This window comes from Bradyrhizobium sp. WYCCWR15520 (assembly GCF_056174665.1).
On record NZ_JBWBWM010000013.1, the window covers coordinates 102,958 to 125,195 of the forward strand.

Annotated in this window: 20 protein-coding genes and 1 pseudogene; 14 read left to right on the forward strand and 7 right to left on the reverse strand. The window is 63.5% G+C overall.

The window, feature by feature from the left end:
- Nucleotides 1-111: 111 nt before the first annotated feature.
- Complete coding sequence (locus AC0QUY_RS16560) at nt 112-1,083, forward strand: DUF2232 domain-containing protein (protein WP_161854201.1); 972 nt, start codon at nt 112-114, stop codon at nt 1,081-1,083.
- Between the two features lie 49 nt (nt 1,084-1,132).
- Entirely contained in the window at nt 1,133-1,726 is a 594-nt protein-coding gene (gene rplI / locus AC0QUY_RS16565; RefSeq protein WP_475387598.1) for a 50S ribosomal protein L9, read from the forward strand.
- Between the two features lie 44 nt (nt 1,727-1,770).
- Here the strand turns inward: rplI and AC0QUY_RS16570 are convergent, their stop codons facing one another.
- From AC0QUY_RS16570 to AC0QUY_RS16580, 3 genes are all read right to left on the reverse strand, one after another.
- Nucleotides 1,771-2,235 carry a PaaI family thioesterase gene (locus AC0QUY_RS16570; protein ID WP_475387599.1) on the reverse strand — a complete coding sequence of 155 codons (465 nt, stop codon included), beginning with the start codon at nt 2,233-2,235 and terminating at the stop codon, nt 1,771-1,773.
- Nucleotides 2,232-2,837 (reverse strand): TetR/AcrR family transcriptional regulator, encoded by a 606-nt coding sequence (locus AC0QUY_RS16575; protein ID WP_475387600.1) that lies wholly within the window; start codon nt 2,835-2,837, stop codon nt 2,232-2,234. Before AC0QUY_RS16575 ends, AC0QUY_RS16570 begins: the two co-directional genes overlap by 4 nt.
- 97 nt (nt 2,838-2,934) lie before the next feature.
- The gene (locus AC0QUY_RS16580; RefSeq protein ID WP_475387601.1) at nt 2,935-3,975 is read right to left on the reverse strand and encodes a hypothetical protein; all 1,041 of its coding nucleotides are present in this window, start codon (nt 3,973-3,975) and stop codon (nt 2,935-2,937) included.
- A gap of 258 nt (nt 3,976-4,233) precedes the next feature.
- Here AC0QUY_RS16580 and AC0QUY_RS16585 point away from each other — a divergent pair, with 258 nt between their 5' ends.
- The 3 genes from AC0QUY_RS16585 (at nt 4,234) to alr (ending at nt 9,073) form a co-directional block, all read left to right on the forward strand.
- A complete protein-coding gene (locus tag AC0QUY_RS16585; RefSeq protein WP_475387602.1) occupies nt 4,234-5,484 on the forward strand; it encodes a class I SAM-dependent methyltransferase in 1,251 nt (416 codons plus the stop codon).
- An 803-nt stretch (nt 5,485-6,287) separates the two neighbouring features.
- Entirely contained in the window at nt 6,288-7,793 is a 1,506-nt protein-coding gene (locus AC0QUY_RS16590) for a replicative DNA helicase (RefSeq protein WP_161854195.1), read from the forward strand.
- Nucleotides 7,794-7,837: 44 nt separating this feature from the next.
- Complete coding sequence (gene alr, locus AC0QUY_RS16595; RefSeq protein ID WP_475387603.1) at nt 7,838-9,073, forward strand: alanine racemase; 1,236 nt, start codon at nt 7,838-7,840, stop codon at nt 9,071-9,073.
- Between the two features lie 40 nt (nt 9,074-9,113).
- Here the strand turns inward: alr and AC0QUY_RS16600 are convergent, their stop codons facing one another.
- Nucleotides 9,114-9,335 (reverse strand): cysteine rich repeat-containing protein, encoded by a 222-nt coding sequence (locus AC0QUY_RS16600; RefSeq protein ID WP_161854193.1) that lies wholly within the window; start codon nt 9,333-9,335, stop codon nt 9,114-9,116.
- Between the two features lie 48 nt (nt 9,336-9,383).
- On the opposite strand from AC0QUY_RS16600, the gene AC0QUY_RS16605 reads away from it, so the two are divergent.
- The gene (locus tag AC0QUY_RS16605) at nt 9,384-10,154 is read left to right on the forward strand and encodes an exodeoxyribonuclease III (RefSeq protein ID WP_161854192.1); all 771 of its coding nucleotides are present in this window, start codon (nt 9,384-9,386) and stop codon (nt 10,152-10,154) included.
- Between the two features lie 15 nt (nt 10,155-10,169).
- On the opposite strand, the gene AC0QUY_RS16610 is transcribed toward AC0QUY_RS16605, so the two are convergent.
- Nucleotides 10,170-12,434 carry a spermidine synthase gene (locus AC0QUY_RS16610; RefSeq protein WP_475387604.1) on the reverse strand — a complete coding sequence of 755 codons (2,265 nt, stop codon included), beginning with the start codon at nt 12,432-12,434 and terminating at the stop codon, nt 10,170-10,172.
- Between the two features lie 121 nt (nt 12,435-12,555).
- Nucleotides 12,556-13,002: a cupin domain-containing protein gene (locus AC0QUY_RS16615; protein WP_161854190.1), complete on the reverse strand. Its 447-nt coding sequence runs from the start codon at nt 13,000-13,002 to the stop codon at nt 12,556-12,558.
- A 164-nt stretch (nt 13,003-13,166) separates the two neighbouring features.
- Here AC0QUY_RS16615 and AC0QUY_RS16620 point away from each other — a divergent pair, with 164 nt between their 5' ends.
- Nucleotides 13,167-13,895, forward strand: a complete 729-nt coding sequence (locus AC0QUY_RS16620) for an adenylate/guanylate cyclase domain-containing protein (RefSeq protein ID WP_161856645.1) — start codon at nt 13,167-13,169, stop codon at nt 13,893-13,895.
- A gap of 21 nt (nt 13,896-13,916) precedes the next feature.
- On the opposite strand, the pseudogene AC0QUY_RS16625 reads toward AC0QUY_RS16620, so the two are convergent.
- Nucleotides 13,917-14,281 (reverse strand): annotated as a pseudogene (locus AC0QUY_RS16625) (GFA family protein).
- Between the two features lie 93 nt (nt 14,282-14,374).
- On the opposite strand from AC0QUY_RS16625, the gene AC0QUY_RS16630 reads away from it, so the two are divergent.
- From AC0QUY_RS16630 to purF, 7 genes are all read left to right on the forward strand, one after another.
- Nucleotides 14,375-15,097 (forward strand): sulfite exporter TauE/SafE family protein, encoded by a 723-nt coding sequence (locus tag AC0QUY_RS16630; RefSeq protein ID WP_475387605.1) that lies wholly within the window; start codon nt 14,375-14,377, stop codon nt 15,095-15,097.
- Between the two features lie 133 nt (nt 15,098-15,230).
- Nucleotides 15,231-16,124, forward strand: coding sequence for a prohibitin family protein (locus tag AC0QUY_RS16635; protein ID WP_475387606.1), 894 nt, complete (start codon nt 15,231-15,233; stop codon nt 16,122-16,124).
- 78 nt (nt 16,125-16,202) lie between these two features.
- A complete protein-coding gene (locus AC0QUY_RS16640; RefSeq protein WP_475387607.1) occupies nt 16,203-16,619 on the forward strand; it encodes a hypothetical protein in 417 nt (138 codons plus the stop codon).
- Nucleotides 16,620-16,827: 208 nt separating this feature from the next.
- Nucleotides 16,828-18,222, forward strand: coding sequence for an adenylate/guanylate cyclase domain-containing protein (locus AC0QUY_RS16645; RefSeq protein ID WP_475387677.1), 1,395 nt, complete (start codon nt 16,828-16,830; stop codon nt 18,220-18,222).
- A gap of 98 nt (nt 18,223-18,320) precedes the next feature.
- The gene (gene radA / locus AC0QUY_RS16650; protein ID WP_161854185.1) at nt 18,321-19,784 is read left to right on the forward strand and encodes a DNA repair protein RadA; all 1,464 of its coding nucleotides are present in this window, start codon (nt 18,321-18,323) and stop codon (nt 19,782-19,784) included.
- Between the two features lie 167 nt (nt 19,785-19,951).
- Nucleotides 19,952-20,581 carry a CvpA family protein gene (locus AC0QUY_RS16655; protein ID WP_161854184.1) on the forward strand — a complete coding sequence of 210 codons (630 nt, stop codon included), beginning with the start codon at nt 19,952-19,954 and terminating at the stop codon, nt 20,579-20,581.
- A 31-nt stretch (nt 20,582-20,612) separates the two neighbouring features.
- On the forward strand, nt 20,613-22,118 hold the full coding sequence (purF, locus tag AC0QUY_RS16660) for an amidophosphoribosyltransferase (protein ID WP_161854183.1): 1,506 nt from the start codon (nt 20,613-20,615) through the stop codon (nt 22,116-22,118).
- The last annotated feature ends 120 nt before the right edge of the window (nt 22,119-22,238 follow it).

Consider the following 22,238-nt stretch of genomic DNA (forward strand, 5'->3'; position numbering starts at 1 on the left):
GCGGCGTCCGCGCCGCCGGTCGTATTCATTCATAAGGCTTCCGGGGTCGTCCGGTCGCCGATGGTTGGGGTCGAGACGACCTCTAACCGCTCGAAAGGAGCGGGACAGCTGATGATCGCGATTGTCCTCATTGGTCTTGCCGCCGGCTGCGCGTCGGCGCTGATGTTCGCCTCGATCATCTCGGGCGCGCTGATCTCATTGCTGCTGTTCTATCTGGCGCCGCTGCCGCTGATGGTGGTGGCGCTCGGATGGGGTCCGCTAGCGGCGACGATCGGCGGCATCGCCGCGGCCGCAGGCCTCGGTGCGATTTTTGGCCTGGCCTATTGCATCGCCTTTGCGATTACCGTGGCCGTGCCGGCCTGGTGGCTCGGCCATCTTGCCCTGCTGGGACGGCCGCTGCCTGCCGCCGCCGCTGAAGACGGTTCGGCACCCGCTGCGGTTCAGCTCGAATGGTATCCGGTCGGCCGTATCCTGCTCTGGATCGCCGGCTTTGCCGCGCTGACCACGATCGCGGCCATGCTGACGCTTGGTGGCGACGCCGAGGCCATCAACGGCGTGCTGCGCCGGGGTCTCATGCGAATTCTGACGCCGCGAGGAACTACGCCATCGGCAGATATCGAGCGCTGGGTAACCGCTCTCGCCATCATCGCTCCCGCCGCCGCAACGGTCGTCGCCACGATGACGCTGACGCTCAATCTCTGGCTTGCCGGAAAGGTCACCGCGACCTCGGGCCGGCTGCAGCGGCCGTGGCCTGACCTGAGGAGCGCGGAATTGCCGCCGATGACGCTGGTGGCGCTATCGGTCGCGCTGGCTTTTTGTTTTATCGGCGGGCTCGCCGCGATGTTCGCGCAGATCGCGACCACCGCGCTGATGATGGCCTATGGCCTCACCGGCTTTGCCGTGCTGCACACGCTGACGCTGGCGCTCAAAAGTCGCGGCTTCTGGCTCTGCTGTGCCTACGCGATCGTTATCGTGTTCGGCTGGCCCGTTCTCGCAATGATCGCGCTCGGGCTTGCCGACGCCGTCTTCGGACTTCGCCAACGCTATCTGCGCGGCAAGCCGCCACCGCTGCCCGCATCCTGAAACTGCAAACATCCACGCAATCGAATACGAACATCAAAGGAGAACGAAAATGGAAGTCATCTTGTTGGAACGCGTCGCCAAGCTCGGTCAGATGGGCGAAGTCGTCAAAGTACGCGACGGCTACGCCCGCAACTTTCTGCTCAAGCGCGGCAAGGCGTTGCGCGCCACCGCCGACAACCGCGCCAAGTTCGACGGCATGAAGGCCGAACTCGAGGCCAACAACCTCAAGGCCAAGGGCGAAGCCACCAAGGTCGCGGAGAAGATTAACGGCCGCAACGTGATCGTGCTGCGTCAGGCCTCTGAGACCGGCCAGCTGTTCGGCTCGGTGAGCGTGCGCGATATCATCGCTTCGTTCGAGGCCGACGGCGTCACCATCAGCCGCAGCCAGGTTCTGCTCGACGCCCCGATCAAGACCATCGGCAAGCACGAGATCGCCATTGCCGTGCATCCGGAAGTCGAAGTCAGCGTGAGCGTCACCGTGGCGCGCAGCGCCGACGAAGCCGAGCGCATCAACCGCGGCGAGGACATTTCGACCCGTCAAGAAGATCAGGACGCCGCCGCCGAGGCGCTCGCCGCCGCGGGCGAGTTCTTCGATCCGGAAGCCCAGCACGACGAGGTCGCCCCAGCCGCGACCGAGAAGTAAGCCTCTGTCGCTCTGGCGCTTCAAGACGACATCAAGCCCGGCCCTCAGGCCGGGCTTGGAATTCTGGCAGCCGCCTTCTCGTCCAGCATCGCGATCGAGGCGAGCGCGGTCGCGGTGTGCTTCTCGATGCCACCGGTTACGCAAAACACGTCGGCCGCAACCACGGCAACCTGACGTCCGGGCTTGATCACGCGCGCGCGGCAGATCAGGCGCTCGCCTGTCGCCGGCGACAGCAGGTTCAGCTTGTATTCGGCCGTCAGCGCCGATTGGCCGCGCGATGCCGCAGCAGCAATCGTGGTGGCGTTGTCGACGAGAAAGGCGGTGACGCCGCCGTGGAACAGGCCGTTCTGCTGCAGCAACTCCGGCCGACGGTTGACCTCAAGCGTGCACGTGCCGCGGGTCAGTTCGGACAGTTCGGCCCCTATATGATTCATGAATCCCTGGCGGCCGACATTGTCGCGGATCCGGATCGCGATCGGGGCGAAGTCGGGATCGTTGTTCGCATTCATTTGGCTTCTCCCGGTTGTTGGATCGCATCGGGCGCGACCACCGCGCGGATGGCGCAGGCGATCAGCAATTCGGCCTGCTCTCTTGGATCGGCGCGGTCGCGGCCCGACAGCCATGCGCGACAAAATATCTGCGCCGGTCCGATGATTTGGCTAAAGAACACCGACGACGTCATCGGCAACAATTCGCCGCGCTCGACCAGCGGTGCGCGCCATCGCTCGACGGCTTCCACCAGACGCGAATTCTGTGCGCGCTGCGCGCCGCGGATCTCCTCGGTCCACTCGCTGCGGGAAATCTCGAACAGATAGCGCGCCTCGCGCCTGGAGCTGACGACCCATTCGAGATGGGCGCGGATCAGGCGCGCCACGCCTTCCCGCGCGCCGCAGCGCTCATCGACTGCGGCAATGACGGCTGCATGGTAGCGGGCGAGAATTTCCAGAAAGAGCGTGCCGGCCAGTTCCTTCTTCGAGCCGAAGAAGTGGAAAAAGCTGCCGTTGGACGCCCGGGCGCGGGTTCTGATGGCAGCCACGGTGGCGCCCTCGAAACCGTCGCGGTCGAACACCGCCAATCCCGCTTCCAGCAGATCCTCGCGTGCCGCGCTCATTCGCCGTCGCCTCGATCTCGACTAGATCAGCACTCTAGAGCAACGCTCTAGATATGGTCAAGCGGTGTGGCCGACCGACATTCCGCATCTGGAATTTTTATCGTGAGATAGGCGGCATGGGCGGGCCGGCGGGCGCGACCGGCGGTGCGGCGGGGGCCGTAGCGGTCGCCGGCGGAGGGGCCGCGGGCACTGGCGTGGCCTCGAGGGAGCTCGCAGCCGGATCGGGCGCGGTGGCCGCGGATGCTGGCGGCGCAGGTGTGATCGGAGGCACCGGATCGGGCCGCAGCGGATTCGGCTCGCTGCCGACGCTCTCCTTGGGAGCATCGACCTTGGCCGTCTCGGATTGGCTCTCACGTGCCGGTCTTTCCGGCTCGCCTACGGACTTCGCCGCCTCGCTGGCCGGTTTGTCGCCTTCGCTCTTGATCGCGTCGGTCTTGCCGGGATCGGTCGCGTCGGTTTCGGCCTTGGCGGCATCCTTGGCGGCATCCCTGGACGCATCCTCCTTTGAGGCTTCGCCCTGGACCGGCTGCTCGGTTTTCGGCGGTTCCTCAACCGGAGGCCTGCCGCGCCGGCCCTGCTTCTGCCTGCCGCCCGATTTGCTGTCGGTCGCCGCCCGTACCGGGGCCTCGCCATCTGCAGGCTTGGCCGCCTCGGGCGGTGTTTGTGGCCGTGCGGCCCGCTTCGCGTCGCGGCCGGGACGCGTGCCCTCGCCTTGCGGCGAGGTTCCGGCGGCGTCCGGCCGGGCCTCCTGGGCCGGCGGCTGCCGGCGGCCGAAGCTGAATCGGTCGGGCTGATCCGTCCTGCCGTCCTGTTTGGCATCCTTCTGCCTGGCGTCCTTCTTCGCCTGATCCTTGCTCTGGTACCGGGGGTCGGCAGCACCGTTGGATATCAGGTAGGAGGACAGCACCGAGGCCATGTCAGTACCGGTCGTGTAATGCTGGCGCAGAAAGCCCGGCAACGACGACGTCGACACGTTCTTCAACAGGCCACGCGGGCTCTTGTGGCAGGCATTGCAGGTGCTCGAGAAGATTTGGGAGGGGCTCTTGCCGGCGTCGAGATTTTGCGCCCGCGCCACGCCTGCCATGAAGCAGCCGATCAGGAGCATCACCGTCGCTGAACTGAGCGCTCGGCTCAACATTCCCTGCTTCTCCAGAGGTAGAATCGCCTGCACGCGTCCTCACGTGCCGCCGGCGGGGTCACCTTTTAGACGATTATGACGCGAATGGAAGCGCGCTTATTGCGCATCTGCGTGATTGTGGCTTTCGGGAATAAGGGCTTTGACTCCAACACACTAGCGCCGCGGCACCATCGTACTTATGATAATATGGAGCCATTCTGGAACCAACTTTTCCTGGGTGTGTCGATGTAACGAATCGCTGGCTCCATTGGTGCTTCGATGGATCGGTTGTTGCGTTATTTCCTCAGTCAATTCATTCGCCGCGGCACGATGACCTTCACGTCCGCGAGTGGGGCCAGATTTACCTGCGGGGATGGAACCGGCCACGCAGTATCGGCGAGATTCCTGAACGAACGCACGCAACTGCGGATTCTTCTCAATCCCGAACTGGCGCTGGGCGAAGCCTATATGGACGGCACGTTCGTGGTCGAGAACGGCTCGATCGCGGACGCGCTGGAGATCCTGCTCGGCCAGCCCGAAATGCTGCCGCGCTGGGCCAAGCTGCAGTGGTGGCTGCGTTATTTCGGCAGGCACATCAGACAATTCAATTGGCGCGGCCGGGCGAAAAACAACGTCGCCCATCACTACGATCTCGACGGGCGGCTCTATTCGCTCTTCCTCGACGCCGACAGACAATACAGTTGCGCCTATTTCGAAACGCCGGATACCACGCTCGACGATGCCCAACTCGCCAAGAAGCGCCACCTCGCCGCCAAGCTCCTGATCGGACGCGGCAATCGCGTGCTCGACGTTGGCTCGGGCTGGGGTGGCCTCGGCCTCTATCTCGCCGAAATGGCCAGAGCCGATGTTACCGGCATCACGCTGTCTTCGGAGCAATTGCAGGCGTCAAATGCCCGCGCCGCTGAGAACGGCCTGTCGGGGTCGGCCAGATTCGTGCTGAGCGACTACCGCGACATTGCCGGCCCGTTTGACCGGATCGTATCGGTCGGCATGTTCGAGCATGTCGGCATCGATTTCTATGAAACGTTTTTCCGGCGTTGCGCCGAACTTCTCAGCGACGACGGCGTCATGGTGCTGCATTCGATCGGCCGCTCGACAGGGCCCGATGTGTCGAGCCCGTGGATTACGAAATACATCTTCCCCGGCGGCTATATCCCGGCCCTTTCCGAAGTCATCCCTGCGATCGAGAAGGCGGGCCTTCTGGTCTGCGACATCGAAATCCTGCGGCTTCACTACGCCGAAACGCTCAAGGCGTGGCGCGACCGCTTCATGGCGCGGCGTGATGAGGCGGTACGCCTTTACGACGAGCGGTTTGCCCGCATGTGGGAATTTTATCTGGCGGCGTCCGAGATGTCGTTCCGGAAGCAGAACCTGATGAATTTCCAGATCCAGCTCACCAAGCGCCAAGGGATCGTGCCGATGACGCGCGGCTACATTACCCGGGAAGAAGCGAGGCTGCGGCGCATGGAACTCGGAAAGAAGCCGCGGCTGCGGCTGGCGGGCGAATAGGCCGCCGCAAGTGGGGGGCGGGTCAGTTCCGCAGGCTGTAAGCTGAAGTGTAAGGCGTGCGAAGAAGGGCCGGACGGGCGAGCTGGGCTCGCAGCGCGGCTAGCAACTCACCATCGCAGGGCTCGGCACGCCGTTCCGGGCGCGAAGTCTCTTCCATAGCGTCAATCAGCATCGACAGCCACAAGCGCTGGCTGCTTGCCGATCGCCATCCCTGGAGTTGCTGACCCATCGCCTTGTCCCTTTGGTCGTTACAACTGGCAACTCGAAAATCGCCAGCGCGTTCCCGATTTCGTAACCAATCCATTCTGCCGCGAAGAAAATCACATCCGATGTGATCTACTTCACAGAGACCTTTGGCGGTCCGTCGTACATCTCGCGCCATGAGCCAGCAGACCTACCCAGCTCCGTTCGAGTCCGACATCCGGATCGATTATGCCTTGATAGCAATCGGCGTGGCCGCCGCCCTGTTCGCGTTCCTCTACCTGATGCTGGTTTGATCAACGCTTAAGGTCGCGGCTCGAAAACGTCGCCCCGTCGGAATAGGTCTGTCCGGGTGACGATAAGGTTCAGGCTCTCCTAAGATTTTACCTGGCATTTTCGTGGAAGCCGCTCCGGCAGCGCCCGATTTCGGCCGAAACCCCGTCAAGCTTCGCGCCGACCACGCGTCGGATTCATCCACATTTTTGAAGAACGGTGCATAGCGGCGAGCTTTTGCTTCCGCTTTGCCCGGGACAGGCGCTTTATCGCCGCCCCCCTTGCGGAAATGCTGGCAACGCCGGAAACCAACTGCATAACCTGACGCCATGGCTCTGACTGATTCGAACGTTCTCAAGCTTGCTCCCGACGCGGGAACTCCCGCCTTCCGGAGCGCGCCGCACAATATCGAGGCGGAACAGAGCCTGCTGGGTGCTATCCTGGTCAACAACGACGCGTTCTACCGGGTTTCCGACTTTCTGGAGCCGAAGCACTTCTTCGAGCCGATCCACCAGACCATTTTCGAGACCGCCAGCAGCCTGATCCGGATGGGCAAGGTCGCGACGCCCGTGACGTTGAAAACCTTCCTGCCGGCTGACACCGATATCGGCGGCATGACGGTTGGCCAATACCTCGCGCGGCTGGCGGCGGAAGCCACCACGATTATCAACGCGCAGGATTACGGCCGCACGGTCTACGACATGTCGCTGCGCCGCGACCTGATCCGGATCGGCGAGGACATGGTCAATGTCGCCTTCGACGCGCCGGTGGATTTTGCCCCGCGCGCGCAGATCGAGGACGCCGAGCGCCAGCTCTACGAACTCGCCGAATCCGGCCGTTATGACGGCGGCTTCCAGCGCTTCTCGCAGGCGCTGACCACCGCCGTCGACATGGCGGCCAAGGCCTTCCAGCGCGACGGAAGCCTGTCGGGCGTTGCCACCGGCCTGCGCGACCTCGACACCAAGATGGGCGGCCTGCAGGCGTCCGACTTGATCATCCTCGCCGGCCGCCCCGGCATGGGCAAGACGTCGCTCGCCACCAACATCGCCTACAACATCGCCAAGGCGCACCGCGCCGAAGTTCAGGCCGATGGCACGATGAAGACCGTCAATGGCGGCATCGTCGGCTTCTTCTCCTGCGAAATGTCGGGCGAGCAGCTGGCCACACGTATCCTGGCCGAACAGACCAGCATTTCCTCCAGCATGATCCGCCGCGGCGGCATCAGCGAGGCCGACTTCGAGAAGATCCGCGATTACTCGATCGAATTACAGTCGCTGCCGCTCTATGTCGACGAAACCGGCGGCCTTTCGATCTCTGCGCTTACCGCACGGGCGCGGCGGCTGAAGCGGCAGAAGGGGCTCGACCTCATCGTGATCGACTACATCCAGCTGCTGCAGGGATCGGGCAAGCGCTCGGACAATCGCGTGCAGGAAGTGACGGAAATCACCACCGGTTTGAAGGCACTCGCCAAGGAGCTCAACGTTCCCATCATCGCACTGTCGCAGCTCTCGCGTCAGGTCGAAAACCGTGACGACAAGCGCCCGCAACTGTCCGATCTGCGTGAATCCGGTTCGATCGAACAGGACGCCGATGTCGTGATCTTTGTGTACCGCGAGGAATATTACCTCCAGAACAAGGAGCCGCGCATCGGTACCCCCGAATACGAGAAGTGGCAGCTCGACATGTCGCTGGTGCACGGCAAGGCCGAAGTTATCATTGCCAAGCAGCGCCACGGCCCGACCGGCACCGTGGACCTGCAGTTCGAGGGCCAGTTCACGCGATTCAGCGACCTTGCGCACGACGGTAGTCTGCCCGACCGCAGCTATGAGCACTGAGCGCAGCAGTTGAACCGCAGCGTTCCGCCGCGTAAAACCGTGGCATGAACGTCGCTCCTGATCCCAAATCCATTCCGCAGGGCACCCTGCTCTCGCCCGAGGCGAACCAGGCTGCCGTACTTGCCGCCGCAACCGGCGTGCTGACGGTCGACCTCGACGCCATCGTCGCCAACTGGCGCAAGCTCGAGAAGACGGCGGTGCCGGCCGAATGCGCCGGTGTCGTCAAGGCGGACGGCTATGGCTGCGGTGCCGAGCAGGTGGCGCGTGCGCTTGCCGGCGCCGGCTGCAAGACGTTTTTCGTCGCCACGCTCGATGAGGCCCGCGTGGTCCGTGCGGCGGTGCCGGAAGCGGCGCTCTACGTGCTCGGCGGCTTCTTCCAGAACACCGGCGACGCCTATGCCAAGATCGACTGCAAGCCGGTAATCGGCGACCTCAACGAACTCGCTGAATGGGACGTGTTCTGCCGCCGCTCCGGCTGGTCGGGCGGCGCCGCCATCCATATCGATACCGGCATGAACCGGCTCGGCCTGACTGTGACCGAGGCGCAGGGCATCATCCCGCGCATCAATGCCGGGGATCACGGCATCACGCTCGTGATGAGCCACCTCGCCTCGGCGGAACTGCTCAACAATCCCGCCAATGCCAGGCAGCTCACAGCCTTCCGCGAAATCGCCAGCCTGTTCTCGGGCGTTCCGGCGTCGCTGGCGAACTCGTCCGGCATCTTCCTCGGCGCCCAGTTCCAGTTCGACATGGTGCGGCCGGGCTGCGCGCTCTATGGCATCAATCCGACGCCCGAGGCCGACAACCCGATGCAGCCGGTCGTCGAACTGAAGGCCCGCATCGTGCAGATCCGCAACGTCGAGCGCGGCGATACCGTCGGCTATGGCGGCACCTGGACGGCGCGGCGTCCGACCCGAATAGCGATCGTCGCCGCGGGCTATGCCGACGGTTACTTCCGCGCGGCCAGCTCCAATGACGGTACCCGCGGCGCCGAGGTGGTGGTTGCCGGCAAGCGCTGCCCGATCGCGGGGCGGATTTCAATGGATCTGACGGCGGTCGACATCACCGATCTCGACAAGAACGCGGTGCGGCGCGGCCATATGGTGACGCTGATCGGCGAAGGCATTACGGTCGACGAACTCGCCCATCACTTCGGCACCATCGGCTACGAAGTGATGACCAGCCTCGGCAAGCGCTATGCGCGGATCTACAAGGGCGGCAATGCCACTGCAGAGGTCCCTGCTCCGCCTCCGGCGGAGCCGGCTGCCGCTTCCACTTAGTTGTTGCTCTCTGTGTTGCTCCGCGGCGTGTTGCCCTGTTCTACTGTTTCTTCCGGCTAGCCAACACTTGTCTGCAGGCATCGCTGAGTTGGTGCTGCTGCTTGTTTAGACATGCAACGACACGGCCACCGCCGGGCAGCGTACCGGCGCAATACTTGTCATAGTCCGCCTTGCAGGCGCCGCGCTGGTCGGTGGTTTGAGCAACCGCTGATCCGGAGCATCCGATGGCGAGCACGGGAATGACGAAGCGCAATTTCGACATGGAGTCTCCAGGTGTCAGGCGAAGCATAGTGATGCCGGTTAGCTCTACATGAAGATCGCGACCTTCAACATTAATAATGTCAACCGCCGCTTGCCCAACCTGTTGCGCTGGCTGCGCGCAGCCAAGCCCGATGTCGTCTGTCTGCAGGAACTGAAATCGACCGACGCCGAGTTCCCAATTATGGCTATCGAGAAGGCCGGCTACGGCGCGATATGGCGTGGGCAGAGGACCTGGAACGGCGTTGCCATTCTGGCGCGAAAGACCGAACCAGTGTTGACCCGCACCGCCCTGCCCGGTGATCGCAACGATGACGAGGCGCGCTACATCGAGGCCGCCGTCAACGGCATCCTCGTCACCAGCATCTATCTGCCGAACGGCAATCCGCAGCCCGGGCCGAAATTCGACTACAAGCTCGACTGGTTCAAACGGCTGCGGTCGCATGCCGCAAAACTGCTCAAGCAGGATATCCCCGTGGTGCTGGCCGGCGACTACAACGTGGCGCCGACTGGCCTCGATATCTATCCGACCAAGTCCTGGGACAAGGACGCCCTCATCCAGCCCAAGAGCCGTGCAGCATTCAAGGCGCTGGTAGACCAGGGCTGGACGGACGCGATCCGGACCCTGCACCCGTCAAAGCCGATGTTCACGTTCTGGGATTACAAGCGCAACCGCTGGCCGCGCGACGCCGGATTGCGGCTCGATCACCTGCTTCTCAGCCCCGCCATCGCGCCGCGCCTGATCAAGGCCGGCGTCGATCGCAAGATCCGCGGCGAGGCAGGCGCCAGTGACCATGCGCCGGCGTGGATTGTGCTGAAGTAGCTGCTCGCGCAGCCTCTACCCGCCGAATTTCCGGCGCAGCATGAGGCCCAGAATGTTGGAATAGTCATCCGTCCACAACGCGCTGTTGGAATCCGGATGCAATACGGTCCATCTTTCCGCGACGCTTCCGATATCTCCGGCTGCGCGCGCCATTGCGACGACCCGGGCATTGGACGCGAATGTCGTCATGAAATCGCCCGCACTGTCATCCTCACGAAGGAAGCTGACCAGCCCTTGGGACCGGGCGACGTTGGCCACCACCGGGGTGAGATCGAGGTAACGGTTGGAAATATGCGCGACGATCACGCCGCGGGGCGAGAGTTTCGCGAGATATCCCGCCAGCGCTTCGCGCGTCAGCAGATGCGCCGGGATGCTATCGGACGAAAAAGCATCCAGAACGATCAGGTCATAACGGCCGGGCGAGGCCTCCAGCGTCAGTCGCGCATCGCCGGCGACGACCGGTGCATCGGCCGCGCAACTCGACAAGAACGAAAAAAGATGCGGATCCCGCGCGATGCGGATCACTTCCGGATCGATCTCGAAAAAGGTCCAGTGCTCCCCGGCTTTGCGATGGCAGGCCAGCGATCCCGTACCGAGCCCGACCACGGCGACACGCCCGAGAGCACCATGGGCGGCGCGGGCGGCATTGATCGCTTCGGCCAGCGGACCTTCCGGGTAGTAGTAGGTCAGCGGCCTCGGCGAGCCACCCACCAGCGTTCCGTGCTCGTTGCGCAGCCGCTGAGCGCCATGGATCGTGGTGCCGTGATAGAGGATACGAACCCTGCCCTCGGAAACTTCGGCCACCCTGTGGACGCCGAAGAAACTGCGGGCCGTTTCGATCGGCGCTATTCCGGGGCGCCACAGGCCGGTGACGGTAAAACTCAGGACCACGAGTGCGAAGAAGCACATCAGCCGCTGCCGCAGAAACAACATCGCGGCCGCCAGCAGCACGAGCACCACTTGAAACGGCAGCTCCAGGGTCGCAGATAACGGCAGCCGAGTGAAATACCAAATGAGTGCCAGGACCGCGCTAGGCAGAAGCCACGGCCAAAGTTCAGTCGCTGCCTTGCGGATGCCGCCGGCGAAGAATCCCGGCATGCACAGCACCGCCAGCGCGACGAGGATCGGATATTCGTAATTGCCGTTGAATATCTGCGGCGCCAGCAGGCCCGCAAACGCTCCGCCAATCACCCCGCCGAACGAAGTGCAAAGGTAAAACTCCGTCAGCCGCTGCGGGCTTGGACGGCGCCCATAGAGTTCGCCATGACACATCAGCGTCAGGAGCGCGAACGCGACGAGATTGAGGGCGATCATCGTCACCCAGAACACCTTCTCGCCACCGATCAGGCTCACCGCGAGCGGCGCCACGGCGAAAGGAACAAATCGGACCACGTTGGCATGGGCGATCCACGGCCTTTCGCGAAACGCGGCGACGAAGGTGAGCAGATATATCGCCAGCGGAACCACCCACAGGAACGGCGCGGCAGCAATGTCGGTCGTCAGGTGCGCTGTGACCGCGATAACGAGGCCGGATGGCACCGCTGCGAGCGCGACCCAGCGCATTCGTTCTATCGCATTCGCACGCACTTCATCTGGCGGCGGGGTCTGCGCGGCGACCCGTGCTGCGCCAGAGGTGAACAGGCTGGTGACGGCCAGAAGCAGGACAAACAGCGCAAATCCGAACGACCAGGCCGCGGTTTGCGCCTTGAGCGTCAGGAACGGCTCGATGGCGACGGGATAAGCGAACAGAGCGGCAAACGAACCGAGATTGGACGCGGCGTAGAGCACGTAGGGATTGCCCGCCTGCCTGTGTCCACTCGCGGCAAACCAACTTTGCAGCAGCGGCGCGCTGGCTGACAGCGTGAAGAATGGAAGGCCGATCGAGACCGCAAACAATCCAAACAGCCAAAGCGCCGTCCCGTCCGGCGGCGGCGCAGACCATCCCGGCGCGACGGCAATTGGCAACGCCATCGCCGTGAGTCCGACCAGTGCCAGATGGAGCATCGCAGCCCGACGAGACTGCAGCAGGCGGTTCAGCGCATGAGCGTAGGCATAACCTGCCAGCAGGGTCGTTTGAAAGAACACCATCGCGACCGACCACACAGCCGGCGCGCCGCCAAGTTTCGGCAGCACCATCTTCGCAAACATCGGCTGGATCGAGAACAGAAGCAGCGCCGAGACGAACAGCGTCAGCCCGTAGAGCAGCGGTAACAGCCGGATGTCTGCCGCCTGCCGATCGCGGCCAGGCAATATCCGGCCCGAAGCATGGAAGAGCGACATCGATATCCCCGGCACGTCAATTCCGGCACGGTATCGAGCCGCCCCTAAACAAGGCTTAACCGGTAGCTGGGGGCGGGGGACGTCATGGTAAACGTCGCCTTGACGGGAAGGACGACGGCTGTCAGCCCTTTCGTGTGTGCCCCCACGCCGCGTCCCAGTCTTCGCCCGCAGCATCGATGACGCGGCCATCGGCCTCGAAGAACTTGTTCGGCACCTGGAAGATCGCGAGCATCAGCCCGCCCTGTGGACACCACGCAACGTGTCGGCTGCCTTCCTCACGCCAGATGAATTCGCCGGCCTTGCATTCGATGCCCTGCGCTGGACCTTCCTTGTCGACGAGCGAGCCTTCGAGGACGTAGGTCTGCTCGATGTTGACGTGTTCGTGGTCGGGCAACACCGCGCCCGGCGCGAACCGCATCAGCGCGGTCATCAGGCCGGTCTTGCGATCGAACAGCAGCGTCTTGGCCTCGCAACCGGGAAAACGGGTCTTCTGCCATTCCATGCTGTCGGGGCGGACCAGATGGGAATGCGTGTCTGCGGTCTGCGCGCCCTTCGTCACGGCGTCCATGGCGATCCTCCGTTCTGCTGTTTTGACGCGATCCTAGCAGCTTTGCCTCTCGCCGCCAGCCGCCAGGTGTGCGCTGCGGCGACGCTGTCTTGCTCGTACCCACCGCCGGTTATAGGATCGCCATACCCTGCCGCGCTCGTGGATCGAGGTTGAAAATGGCGGCGCTGCAACAATCGTTCATCTGCAAGGGATGCTGGGAGCAGATGCATGTGCCGGTGCCGCTTCGCGGCGTGGTCTCGGCGCCATTTCGTGCGTTCGGCATTCGTCCAAGCCGGATGAATCCCAATACCTGCACCATCTGCGAGCTGATGTTCACGAAGGTAATGCGGGCCCGCAAGATCACTATCGACGCCACCATCATGTTTGCCGATCTGCGCGGCTACACCAGCCTGTCGCAGTCGCAATCGCCGGACGCGGTTTCCGGACTGCTCGACGCATTCTACGATGAATGCGCCAACGCGATCTGGGAGCACGAGGGACTCCTCAACAAGACCATCGGCGACGCCGTGATGGCGGTCTTCAATTTTCCCTTGAAGCGGGAGCAGCACGCCAGAAACGCCGTGCTCGCCGCCCGCGATATCCAGGCCAACTGGCGCGATCGGCGCGAGAGCCTTGTCCAGGCGCACGGTCTCTCTTCCAGCGATCTCGGAATTGGCATCGGCATCCATACCGGCGAACTCAGCTTCGGCGAGTTCGGTCGCTCGCATCGCGACCTGACGGCGATCGGCACCGTCGTCAACACCGCCTCGCGGGCCCAGTCGGTGGCCGAAGCCGACCAGATCCTGGTGACGAAAGCAGTGTTTGACCGCGCCCAACCGGATTTGAAAGGCAGCTCTTCGAAAGCATTCCAGCTCAAGGGGTTCGACGCACCGGTTGAGTTGTACGCCGCCTAGCGCAACCGGCCGACGCCGGTCTCACCAGAGATTTTTGCCATCGATCACCGTCACCGGCACCGCGTCGAGATCGAAATCGTCGAACAGCCGCGAATTGACGGCAACCTTGGGATTGTCGAAGTCCGGCTTGCCGCTCGACCAGTCGGGCGATTCCGAATAGGTGCCGCAGCCGCAACTGGCGCAGAAATGATGTTTGACGGTGCGGCTGCCCCAAAGATAGGTCGCGACATTTTCCAGCAGCGAAGTCAGGCGGAATTGCGCCGGCGTGTAGCCCACAATGCGCCGCGCTTGGAACATAGCGAGCAGGTACAGCGTGTCATCTCCGCCGGCGGCTCGCTCACCTCGAATTGCGTCTGGCCGCAATGGCAGCTTCCCTTGATTGGCACGATCGGCTCCTTTCCCTGTAGCGCCTGGACGTCGTAACCTGATCCTGCTGCCACCATAGTGTCAGCATCAGAGAAACGTGAAAGACAGCACCCTTGGGCTTCCTTTTTGTCCTTATTGTCGGCCTGCTCGCCGGCACGATCTCCGGTATTGTCGGCACCGGTTCGTCGATCATGCTGATGCCGGTATTGGTCTATCAATACGGGCCGAAGGAAGCGGTGCCTATCATGGCGGTGGCGGCCGTGATGGCGAACTTCTCGCGCATCCTCGCCTGGTGGCGCGAGGCCGACTGGCGCGCCTGCCTTGCCTATTCGGCCACGGGGATTCCCGCCGCCGCGCTTGGCGCGCGAACGTTGCTCGTGCTGCCCTCGCACGCCGTCGATATCACGATCGGGTTGTTTCTCATCGCGATGGTGCCGGTGCGGCATTGGCTCGCCCGCCATCAGCTCAAGGCACAGCTCTGGCACCTTGCGATCGGTGGCGCGGTCATCGGCTATCTCACCGGCATCGTGGTATCGACCGGCCCGCTCAGCGTGCCGCTGTTTCTGTTTTACGGGCTGACCAAGGGCGCCTTCCTCGCCACCGAAGCCGCCAGCTCGCTCGGACTCTATTTGAGCAAGTCGGTCACGTTCGAACGCTTCGGCGCGCTGACGCCGGATATCGCGCTGAAAGGCCTGATCGCCGGCTCCTCGCTCATGTTCGGCGCCTTTGTCGCCAAGCGTTTCGTGCTCCATCTTCAGCCCGACGTCTTTCGACTATTGATGGATGGCATCATGCTGGCCGCCGGTCTCACCCTGCTGTGGACCGCTTTTGCGTAAGGATTCGGCGCGGACCGCCTGAACCATTCGCCAGCAACCGCCGACCAAGTGACGCGTGTCACATCCATTCGGCAAGTGACCACAGATCGATGCCGGGCATGGATTCGCATCACCCACGTCTGGAGAGACCGAAATGCCCAGGGGAATCATCGGCGCCATCGGCGCCATCGTCGCCGTCGTCGTCATTGCCATCATCGCCGCGGGAAGCTGGTACACCGTCGATCAGACCGAGCGCGGCGTGAAGCTGCGCTATGGCGCGGTCATCGGCACCGCGCAGCCGGGCCTGGGCTTCAAGGTCCCGCTGATCGACAGCGTCGAGAAAGTCAGCGTCAAGACCTTCACCTATGCCTGGGACAAGATGAACTCATATTCCTACGACCAGCAGCCCGCCGATCTCAAGATCAGCGTCACCCTGCGCGCCTCGCCGGACAAGGTGGCCGACCTCTACGCCAAGTTCGGCGGCCTCGACACCGCGGTCAAACAGGTCGTCAGCCCGGCCGTGAACCAGCAGGTCAAGATCGTGTTCGGCCGCTACACCGCCGTGAAGGCGATTCAGGAGCGTGGCGCGCTCAATTCCGCGATCAAGGACGCCATCACGGCGTCGCTGAAAGACGACTCCATGATTACGATCGAGAGCGTCCAGCTCGAAAACATCGAATTCAGCGCAAACTATCTGCACTCGATCGAGCAGCGCATGCTGGCCGAGGTCGAGGTGCAGAAGCTGCAGCAGAACGCCGAGCGCGAAAAGGTGCAGGCGCAGATCACCGTGACGCAGGCGACCGCCAAGGCCAACGCCGTCCGCGCCGAGGCGCAGGCCGCCGCCGATGCGCTGCGGCTGAACGGCGAGGCGCGGGCGACCAATATCAGGATCACCGGCGAAGCTGAAGCCGCCGCCATCGAGGCCCGCGCCAAGGCGCTCGGCACCAACCCCAACCTCGTGACGCTCGTGCAGGCCGAACGCTGGAACGGCGTGCTGCCGACCACGATGGTGCCGGGCTCGGCCGTGCCGTTCGTGTCGGTGAAATAAAGCTGCAGTTTGTCGCGTGGCGGCTGCCGGGATGATCTCGGACGCCGCCACATGACGTCCCCACATTCGAGACCAATCATGCGGAAAGTCGTTCTCATCACGCTCGCGAGCGTCGTTGCCGCTCTCGCTGCGCAAACGTCGGCGCACGCCGCGCCGACGTTTGATGGACTCTGGGCAACGAGCAGGAAAGATTGCCGCGACAAGGACGGGCCGAACAGCAAGACGTTCATCGACCTCGAGAACGTGATCAAGGGCAAGCCGGCGCCGCTCGTCGATCAATACGAAAATCATTGCCGGGTCGACCGCAAGACGCCGGCCGGCAACGGCCTGGTGCTGTCGACGACCTGCTTTGAATTCTGGGACGACTACAACAAGGGCGCGAACGGGCGGAAAGTGACGATCAGGCTGTCACCCGGTCCAAAGGACACGCTCAAAATCGACGGCAAGCCTTATTTGCTTTGCAAGCGCAAGAGCGACCTTCCCAAGGACCGGTAGCCATTGGGGTTCGGGATCGGCCCCGATCTGGATCGAGGCGCGCGGGGCAATTGATGTTCAAATTTGCTCGACGGCCTGACTACTGCAACGTTTATCAGATATGACGCCGTGGATCGGTGGCCGCGCCATCTCAGACGTGCCACTCTGATCGACGAGATCGTGCAAGTTGCACGGCTCGATTCGACTGGGAGAGTGCGTCTTGAGCGTGATGGTGGAAACTGCTGATGCCCCCTATCTGGGCGACCAGCGAACCGGACGAAACGAAGCCCGGCAAGACACCCTGAAATTCGCGGAAGCCGCCCTTACCGACAGCAAGCGCGAGGGCCTGCTGCTCGCTGTCCGGGCCCGCTGGGTCGCGCTGGCGGTCACGGCCGTTACCCTGCCGATCATCAATCCGAACTGGGACGTGATCTACTACGTCCTGATGCTGGGATTCTTCGCCCTGATCGGCTGGGCCCAACTCAAGGTCGGCAAGGTCGGTCGTTCGCCGATCGAGGTTTTCCTGATCATCTGCGATCTCGCGCTGCTGACCTTCCTCAGCGTGGTACCCAATCCCTGGAGCGACGCTAACTGGCCAGTCGGGATGCAATTCCGGTTCGACAGCTTCATCTATTTCTTCATTTTCCTTGCCACCGCCACCCTCGCCTATTCGTGGCGAACAGTCGTCGCGATGGGCTGGTGGACCGCTGCCCTGTGGGCCATTGCCGTCGGCTGGGCCTACCTGCAGCCGGAAAGCCATGCCGCACTGTCGGCGCGTGTCAAGGAAGCCATTGGCGCCGATATTCGCATGTTCGAGATCCTCGATCCCTCGTCGATCGGCTTCGGTGCCCGCTTCCAGCAAGTAACGGTGTTCATTATCGTGGCCGCGATCCTGGCGCTGGCGGTGCGCCGCTCGAATGCGCTCCTGATCAGCCACGCCGGGATCGAACGCGAACGCGCCAATCTGGCGCGCTATTTTTCGCCCAACGTCGTCAACGAACTGTCGGGCAATGACGAGCCGCTCACGCGGGTTCGCACCCAGGACGTCGCGGTGTTGTTTGCAGATATCGTGGGGTTCACCGCTTACGCCGATGGACGAGACCCGAACGAGGTCATCAATACGCTGCGACAATTCCATGAGCGAATGGAAAGAGAAGTGTTCCAGCACGGCGGAACGCTCGACAAGTATCTCGGCGACGGCCTGATGGCGACGTTCGGCACGCCGTTCGCCGGCGATTCCGACGCGCTGAACGCCTTGCGTTGCGCGAGGGGCATGATCGCCTCGATTGCCGAGTTGAACGGAGAGCGGATGAATCGCAACGAGCCGCCGATCCAGGTCAGCGTCGGATTGCACTACGGGCAAGTCGTGCTGGGCGACATCGGCCTCAACCGGCTCGAATTCGCCGTGATCGGCACCACCGTGAATGCGGCGAGCCGGCTCGAGGCGCTGACCCGCGAATTCGGATGCGCCATCGTCGTCAGCGACGCGCTGGTCCAGCAGGCCCGCACCGAAACGAACCAGTCGAGTGCCGACTTCGCGTTGCTCGTCGAGCAGCCAGCGCAAAGCATTCGTGGGCTCGAGCAACCGGTTGGCATATGGACTTGTGCGGGCACCCCTTCCTGATGCCCCGACGCGTGCGATGGATGCATCGGCACTCATCGCGCCACATGGCATCTTTCCGTGCTAAGTAGTGCCGCCCGTTCCACCGAGTCTGCTCCATCATGGCCAAATCCACCCTCTCCTTCGTCTGCCAGAACTGCGGCGCTGCTTATAATCGCTGGCAGGGCAAGTGCGACTCCTGCGGCGAGTGGAACACGCTGAGCGAGGAGGACACGACCGGCGCGACCTCGATGCCGGTCTCGGTCCGCTCGCGGCGCAAGGGCCGGACGTTTGCGCTGGAATCGCTGACCGGCAAGAGCAATGACGCCCCGCGCCTGTCCTCCGGCATGACCGAGCTCGACCGCGTCACCGGCGGCGGCTTTGTCCGCGGCTCCGTGCTGCTGGTCGGCGGCGACCCCGGCATCGGCAAGTCGACGCTGCTGACGCAGGCCACCAGCATGTTGGCGCGCGCAGGCCACCGCGCGGTCTATATTTCGGGCGAAGAGGCGGTGGCCCAGGTGCGGCTGCGCGCCGAACGGCTGGGGCTGGCGGATGCGCCGGTGCAGCTCGCCGCAGAAACCTCGGTCGAGGACATCGTCTCGACGCTGTCGGAAGGCGCGGTGCCGCGCCTGATCGTGATCGATTCGATCCAGACCATGTGGACCGACACGGTGGAGTCGGCGCCCGGGACGGTAACGCAGGTTCGCGCCTCGGCGCAGGCGCTTATTCGTTTCGCCAAGAAATCCGGTGCGGCGATCATCCTGGTCGGACACGTCACCAAGGACGGCCAGATCGCAGGCCCCCGCGTGGTCGAGCACATGGTCGACGCGGTGCTGTCGTTCGAGGGCGAAGGCTCGCAGCATTTCCGCATTTTGCGCGCGATGAAGAATCGTTTTGGGCCGACCGACGAGATCGGGGTGTTCGAGATGACGGGCCTCGGCCTGCGCGAGGTCTCCAACCCTTCCGAATTGTTCCTCTCTGAACGGGACCTTGGCAGCCCGGGCACCGCTGTCTTTGCCGGGATCGAAGGCACCCGCCCCGTTCTGGTGGAATTACAGGCCTTGGTGGCGCCGACCACGCTGGGCACCCCCCGGCGGGCCGTGGTGGGCTGGGATCCGAGCCGGCTGTCGATGGTGCTGGCGGTGCTGGAGGCCCATTGCGGGGTCAAATTGTCCGGCTACGACGTCTATCTGAACGTGGCGGGCGGCCTGCGAATCCAGGAGCCCGCGGCCGACCTCGCGGCGGCAGCCGCCCTGGTTTCGTCGTTGGTAAACGCGCCGTTACCAACGGATGCGGTCTATTTCGGCGAGATTTCGCTCTCCGGCGCGGTCCGGCCGGTGGCGCAGACCTCGGCGCGCTTGAAAGAGGCCGCCAAACTGGGCTTTGGACGCGCCGTTCTGCCCGAATCGGCCCGTGGCGAGATCGGCAACGATGGAGGTCTGGCGCTGAACAGCGTCGGCGGACTGACCAGCCTGGTTGCCGAAATCGCGGCACGCGGAACGCCAAGAGGCAACAGGGAGACCAATCGCGAAGGTGTGACGGAGAAAAATGCCACACCGTCGCGATTCCGTCGTGAAAACAGCTAAAGCGGCGTGACGCGCCCCGCCCTCGCCGCTATACAACGCGCGCGAAAGGCGGACCGGGATGGCACGATATCCGGCCTTGCGGGATGCGCCGTCTGCCCCTCACTTGGGGGGAGCCCTGACCCGCCGATTCGCTGCTTTGAGAACCGACGAGCGGACCTGACCAGCCGATGCCCGTAACGATACTCGATCTCGTCCTGCTCGGTGTGATGCTGATTTCGGGCCTGCTCGCCATGGTGCGCGGCTTCATGCGCGAAATCCTGTCGATCGCGGCCTGGGGCGCGGCGGCGCTGGTGACACTGTATGCCTTCTCGAAGCTGATGCCGTCCGCCAAGGCCTATTTCGGCAGCGATACGATCGCGACCGTGGTGGTCGTGGCCGGCACCTTCATCGGCACCCTGATCGTGGTCTCCGTCATCACGGTGCGAATCTCGGACATGATCCTGGATTCCCGGATCGGCGCGCTGGATCGCACGCTCGGATTCCTGTTCGGCCTCGGCCGCGGCCTCCTGATCGTGGTGGTCGCTTTCCTGTTCTTTAGTTGGCTGGTCCCGGACAAGCAGCGGCCGGACTGGATCACCGGTGCAAAATCCCGGGTCGTCCTGCAGGGAACCGGGGATTGGTTAATGTCGCTCTTGCCGGATGACCCCGAGAACACCATCTTAAAACGATTCAAGAAGAATAAACCGGAAGACGACCAAACTGACGCCGACCAGGCAGCCCCTGGGTCCGGCGATGGCTACAGTAAACCTGCCCGTGACAGCCTTAAAAAGCAGATCGAGAAATCCACGGGCCGCTAATTCTGGCCAAGATAGAGAGGCGATGGACGCGATGCAAAACCCTTCCGATCCCGCCGGCCAACTCGACCTGAATCACGGCATCGAGTTGCAGGACGATCTCGAAGGCGACACGCTACGCGAAGAATGCGGCGTGTTCGGCATTTTCGGCCACCCCGAGGCCGCCGCCATCACGGCGCTCGGACTACACGCTCTCCAGCATCGCGGCCAGGAAGCCGCCGGCATTGTCTCTTTCGACGGCAGCCGCTTCCATTCTGAACGCCGGCTCGGTCTCGTCGGCGATACCTTCTCCCGCCGCGAGGTGATCGAGCGCCTGCCCGGCAGCATGGCAGTCGGCCATGTCCGCTACTCCACCACCGGCGCCACTATCCTGCGCAACGTGCAGCCGCTGTTTGCCGAGCTCAATGCCGGCGGTTTCGCGGTCGGCCATAACGGCAACCTCACCAACGGCCTGACGCTGCGCCGCGAGCTGGTGAAGGGCGGCGCGATGATGCAGTCGACCACCGATACCGAAGTCATCCTGCATCTGGTGGCGCAATCCAAGCGCAGCCGTTTCATCGACCGCTTCATCGAGTCGCTGCGCGCGATCGAAGGCGCTTACGCGCTGGTCGCGCTGACCAACAAGAAGCTGATCGGCGCACGCGATCCGCTCGGCATCCGGCCGCTGGTGCTCGGCGATCTCGACGGCCGTCCGATCCTGACCTCGGAAACCTGTGCGCTCGACATGATCGGCGCCAAATATGTCCGCGACATCGAGCCCGGCGAGATCATCGTGTTCGACGAGACCGGCGCCAACAGCCACAAACCGTTCCCGCCGAAGCCGCCGCGGCCCTGCATCTTCGAGTACATCTATTTCTCGCGGCCGGATTCCATCGTCGGCGGCCGCTCGGTATATGACGTTCGCAAAGCCTTCGGTGCACAGCTCGCACGCGAAAGCCATCCCGATGTCGACGTCGTGGTGCCGGTGCCCGACTCCGGCGTGCCCGCCGCCGTCGGTTACAGCCAGTATTCGGGCGTCCCCTTCGAACTCGGCATCATCCGCAACCACTACGTCGGCCGCACCTTCATCCAGCCGACCCAGAGCGTTCGCGAGCTCGGCGTGCGCATGAAGCATTCCGCCAACCGCGCCGCGATCGAAGGCAAGCGCATCATCCTGATCGACGATTCGCTGGTGCGCGGCACCACCTCGAAAAAGATCGTGCGCATGATGCGCGACGCCGGCGCGCGCGAGGTGCATTTCCGTCTCGCTTCGCCACCGATCCTCTATCCCGATTATTATGGCATCGATCTGCCGGACCGCGGCGGCCTGCTCGCCGCGACCCACTCGCTGGAAGAGATGCGCGAGATCATCGGCGCGGATTCGCTAGCGTTCCTGTCGATCGACGGCATGTACCGCGCCATGGGCGAACCGGGCCGCGATCCCGCCAATCCAAAATTCTCCGACCACTGCTTCACTGGCGCCTACCCGACCCACCTCACCGACCAGACCCAGGTCGAGCCGCAGCCCCGGCAATTGTCGCTGCTGGCGGAGGCAAGCTAACGGCCGCGTTTGCGGCCAATAAACCGGTAATTTTCCGTCATGGCCGGGCTTGTCCCGGCCATCTACGTCTGTAATACCCCGCCGCAAAGACGTGGATGCCCGGGACGTCTGGCACGAAGA